At 28.3% G+C, this 4,260-nt stretch carries 5 protein-coding genes; all 5 read right to left on the bottom strand.

The window, feature by feature from the left end:
* Positions 1-39 precede the first annotated feature (39 nt).
* The 5 genes from NBRC110019_RS16520 to NBRC110019_RS16500 all read right to left on the bottom strand — a co-directional run bounded on the left by NBRC110019_RS16520 (position 40) and on the right by NBRC110019_RS16500 (position 3,905).
* Complete coding sequence (locus tag NBRC110019_RS16520) at positions 40-300, bottom strand: hypothetical protein (protein WP_281756576.1); 261 nt, start codon at positions 298-300, stop codon at positions 40-42.
* A gap of 408 nt (positions 301-708) precedes the next feature.
* Positions 709-2,115: an alpha/beta hydrolase family protein gene (locus tag NBRC110019_RS16515; RefSeq protein ID WP_281756575.1), complete on the bottom strand. Its 1,407-nt coding sequence runs from the start codon at positions 2,113-2,115 to the stop codon at positions 709-711.
* A 100-nt stretch (positions 2,116-2,215) separates the two neighbouring features.
* Entirely contained in the window at positions 2,216-2,668 is a 453-nt protein-coding gene (locus NBRC110019_RS16510; RefSeq protein WP_281756574.1) for a hypothetical protein, read from the bottom strand.
* A 105-nt stretch (positions 2,669-2,773) separates the two neighbouring features.
* A complete protein-coding gene (locus tag NBRC110019_RS16505; protein WP_281756573.1) occupies positions 2,774-3,430 on the bottom strand; it encodes a hypothetical protein in 657 nt (218 codons plus the stop codon).
* Positions 3,414-3,905 (bottom strand): RNA polymerase sigma factor, encoded by a 492-nt coding sequence (locus NBRC110019_RS16500; RefSeq protein WP_281756572.1) that lies wholly within the window; start codon positions 3,903-3,905, stop codon positions 3,414-3,416. Before NBRC110019_RS16500 ends, NBRC110019_RS16505 begins: the two co-directional genes overlap by 17 nt.
* Between the last annotated feature and the right edge of the window lie 355 nt (positions 3,906-4,260).

The raw sequence follows: 4,260 nt of genomic DNA, 5'->3' as shown, positions 1-4,260 counted from the left end.
GATATTTTTGACAAATAAACAGTTCTAATTAGGGGAAGCCTACAATAGGATGGCTCCGTTATTTGTAAAATAAGCATCCGCATCTCTAGAGTAATAATTTAGCCCATCTATAAACTTAAGATTGTTGGATAATTCAAACACTTTTTGAACCGTGATTTTTGCTGAATCAATAATTAGTTCTTTTTCTAAATCCGTTAAGCTATTTTTTTTGTTTACACATGATTGGGTAAAAACCAGTGTTCCGATTAAGATTATGAAAATTGAAATTTTATTGATTAAATATTTTTCATTAGGTTTCATTTGTTTTATGTGAATAATAAATTAAGATTACATATCTATTTTAAAGTGTAATTCTTTAAATTTTGATATCTGTATTAAAAAGATGTACTTATTTTTTTAATTTTATGAATAGTTATTACAAAACAAAAGAATACATACCAATTTAAAAAGGTAAAGTATAGAAGCGTAGAAATTCGGATGTGGATGTATAAAAATCATAGCTGTATATTCATTTTTTGTTAGGCTTTGGTTTCTTCAATTGGTTTGTCAATATTATTATTTCATTGTACTTATTTGAATTCTTGTTAAAATTTGGATTAATTTTCTTGTGTTTTCCATTTCTTAAAAATTTTAATTTATTATTTTTTTAATGTCTCTATTATAGTTAGTGACAGGTTTTAAGAAAATATGACAGAATATATTAATTTTTTATTTTATTCGAATTATTTCCAAAATCCAATTAGAAATTTCTTTCAACGCAATAGGAGATATTGTTTGTTCAATATCTTTATACTCATTAATGTTTCCTGTTTTGCACTCTTGAAATAAATGGTTCAGATTTTCTAATTCTATAACCTTATAATTTTTGTTTCCACCTTTTATTAAAGCATTTCTTATCGCATTTTGATTTATGGTTGCATTCACCTGTGTATCCTTACTTCCATTTAAAGACAACATTGGGATACTTAACTTTTCAAATTCATCAGCTGGATTATAGTTAAAGAAATAGGTGTTCCAAGGTTTTAAAACAGACTCGGTTTCCTTTTCAATAAATTTTGAAATATTTTCATCTGTAGCTCCTAAAGATTTTAATACGGGAGCTAAATAGCTATAATTATGCTCTGTTAATGCTTTTCTTTTTTTCGAAATGTCGTCATTAGAAGATGCTATCTTAATGGATTCTCTTACATTTTGCTCAAAAGACGCTTCATCAGGAACTGGAAAAGGTCTCAGAGACTTTGATTGCATAACAGAAACTTCACTACCAGGAATTCCTGTTGCAGCCAAAGTTACGATAAATGATATATCTGAAGTTTGATTAGCTACCAACGGTGCAATAATACCTCCTTCACTATGACCTATTAACCCAATACGTTTTGTATCTATATCTTCCCTCGATTTCAAAAAACTCACAGCGCTTAATACATCTTGGGCAAAATCTGCAGTTGTGGCTTTACTAAAATCACCAGTAGATTCTCCAAAACCTCTATCATCATAGCGCAGAACCGCTATACCTTGACGAGTAAGATAGTCTGAAAGCACTAAAAAAGGTTTGTGTGTAGGAATGGATCCATCTCTGTCATGACGACCACTTCCACTTATTAAAATAACCACAGGATACTTTCCATTTTCATTAGGTTTAGTAAATGTTCCTGATAACTTATTTCCAGCTTCGGCATTCTCAAAAATAACTTGCTCTTCATAATAAGGATAAGGCTTTATAGGTTCTTGAGGTCTATTAATCTTAGCCATTTCAGGATTTCCCTTTTTTAATATTAATGTCAATACATTGCCACCTTCTGTATAAGATCCTTTAATTTGTTGTGTAGTTTCATCAAATATTCCTTCGTATTTGATGCCTATATTTGAACCATCTACAATTAATTTTCCATCTTTAAATGTGGTTGCTTTTGGTTTGATACCAGAAACATTAAATGTTGGCACAGCCATTGTTGAATTGTATGTTTCTTGATTTTTTTCAAAAAGGAATACAAATAGAATTTCTTTATTATCAGGAGTTTTTGCTATTCCGTGCCAAACACCTGAGATGTTTTGAGCATAAGTTTTTACTATTGTAAAAATTATGCAGAATGATATAGTAATTAATGTTCTCATATTTGTTAATTTAATTTTCGTTAAACTTTGAATGTAGTTTTCTAGCCAAATATTTATTTAGCCAAGTTGTTATAAAAAATAGTAGTAATTAGAAGTTTTTTTACAGAACTGTTCCTGCTGCCTTCGCTTGTAAATCCATACGGCGACCTATAAATAAACCGATTAACATACCTAAACTTACTCCTAATGCTAATCCTAAGGATCTTTCAAAACGTGCACCAAAAACAACCCCTAGAACAACCCCAAATGCAGCGCCAAATGATATCCCAATATTTGTATAATATCCTGCTGGAATTAAAGAATGCTTGTCTTTTAAATATTCCTTAAATTGTTTTAATATTTTGTTGAAGTATTTTTTGTTGTTTCCTGTATTGGATTCTAAATTTAATCTATCAAGTTCAGATTCAATAGATTTAATTTCATCTTTTGACAACTCTTTACTTTGTAATGCGTTGATAATATAGAGTAACTTTTCATAAATCTTAATTTCAGATTCCTTGTTTGTTCCGTTTTTTAAACTTTTAAAAAAGTTAGAAGCTTCTTGTAATGTCATAATAATTTAATGTTTTCTTGGTTAGTGGCTTACATCAATAAATATTACATGTTGAAACTTATTTTTTAACAAAAAACCATTTAAATAAGTACATTTAAGCGATATTTAACTTCTTAAACTTTCAATATCAGCCATCAATTCTTCCAATTTTTTGAAGATTCTTCCGTAAACAATGTTCACATCCCATAAATAAATTCTGCCGCCAAAATATGCCAGTAAACTTAAAATGATAACCACTATAACAATTCCAATTAGTGGAATTCCAAATATTAAATATGTGTCAGGGAAATTGATGAGTATTTTTTGCACTAGTCTTTCTCCTAAAAAAACACCTTGTGCATCTTTAAACCAAAACCCAAAAATAAATGATAAAAATATAATTGGATAAAAAAATGTAGAGATCCTTTTATTCACAGCAACCTGCTTTTTTATCCATAGGTTAAATTCTTTAAGGTATTGATAACTGTTTTCACCTTTATCTATATGCTCTAAACTATTTAATAAGCGTTTATTAATAATAACCAGCACAAGTAGACTCACAAAAAAAATAGTACCCATTATAGGTATTCCTACAAAATAAGATACAATTAAAAATAAAAATGAAAAGGCAATAATTAAAATTAAATTTATGCGAAACATTCTTTTAAATCTATCTATAATATGAATAGATTTTTGATTGTATAGGTTATTAATTTTTGGAGCAATTAATGCATCACTTTTTAAAAAACCATCTTTCCATATATTTTCAATTGATTTTTCCATCTAATATTTTTTTTAATCTATCCTTAATTCGTTTTACGCGCACGCCAATGTTATTGGAATTTGTTCCTATAATTTCAGTAATTTCCTTTTGTGATTTTTCTTCTAAATAAAGCATGATTATAGCTCTATCAATCTCTGATAATTGTCTAATAGCATCATATAATAGATTTAGAGATTCGTCTGAAAACGCATAATTACTTTCATTTTTTTCGTCAACTACAGAATCAGATACAAAATGCTGAACATTATTTTTCTTTTTCTTAAGTAAGGTTAGACAAACGTTTAATGCAATTCGGTATACCCAAGTGCTCCATTCTGATTCCTCCCGAAAGTTTTCTTTACTCCTCCAAATCTGCAAACACACTTCCTGATAATAATCCTCAAAATCTTCTTGCGAGTTTGTATATGCCCGGCATAATTTTATGATTATTCCAGCAAATGGTAAAATAGATGTTTTGTAAAAATCGTTACTCAAGATCGTTTTATTTCATTTAGTGGCTTAAATTATGAATTATTACATGACAATTAAAATTTTATGAAAAATAATTATACTACGTATATCATTAACTAAATTTAATTGTGTTAGGTGTGTTTTTTTACCTAACTATTTTTACAATCCGATTATATAAGATTTCTGCTATATTCCTGTTATATCCATCAAAGTTGGTTGTGTTGTTGAATTGAATAACCACTGTATTGTAGGCTTCCCAAAAAATGTAGGCTTCCCAAAAAATCAGACAGTATAAAATCAATTTATAAACTTTAAATTAAATACTGTCTTATGAAAAAAAGTAAGTTTAGCGAGAGTCAGATTATCAAAGTTCTCAAAT

It is taken from the genome of Neptunitalea chrysea, from assembly GCF_027924145.1.
Lineage (GTDB): Bacteria > Bacteroidota > Bacteroidia > Flavobacteriales > Flavobacteriaceae > Neptunitalea > Neptunitalea chrysea.
This window is presented reverse-complemented; position numbering and strand designations above follow the sequence as displayed.

Bases quoted from the DNA above. Each gene is read 5' to 3' on its own strand.
- NBRC110019_RS16510 (WP_281756574.1), bottom strand. From the start codon at position 2,668: ATGACATTACAAGAAGCTTCTAACTTTTTTAAAAGTTTAAAAAACGGA.
- NBRC110019_RS16505 (WP_281756573.1), bottom strand. From the start codon at position 3,430: ATGGAAAAATCAATTGAAAATATATGGAAAGATGGTTTTTTAAAAAGT.
- NBRC110019_RS16515 (WP_281756575.1), bottom strand. From the start codon at position 2,115: ATGAGAACATTAATTACTATATCATTCTGCATAATTTTTACAATAGTA.
- NBRC110019_RS16520 (WP_281756576.1), bottom strand. From the start codon at position 300: ATGAAACCTAATGAAAAATATTTAATCAATAAAATTTCAATTTTCATA.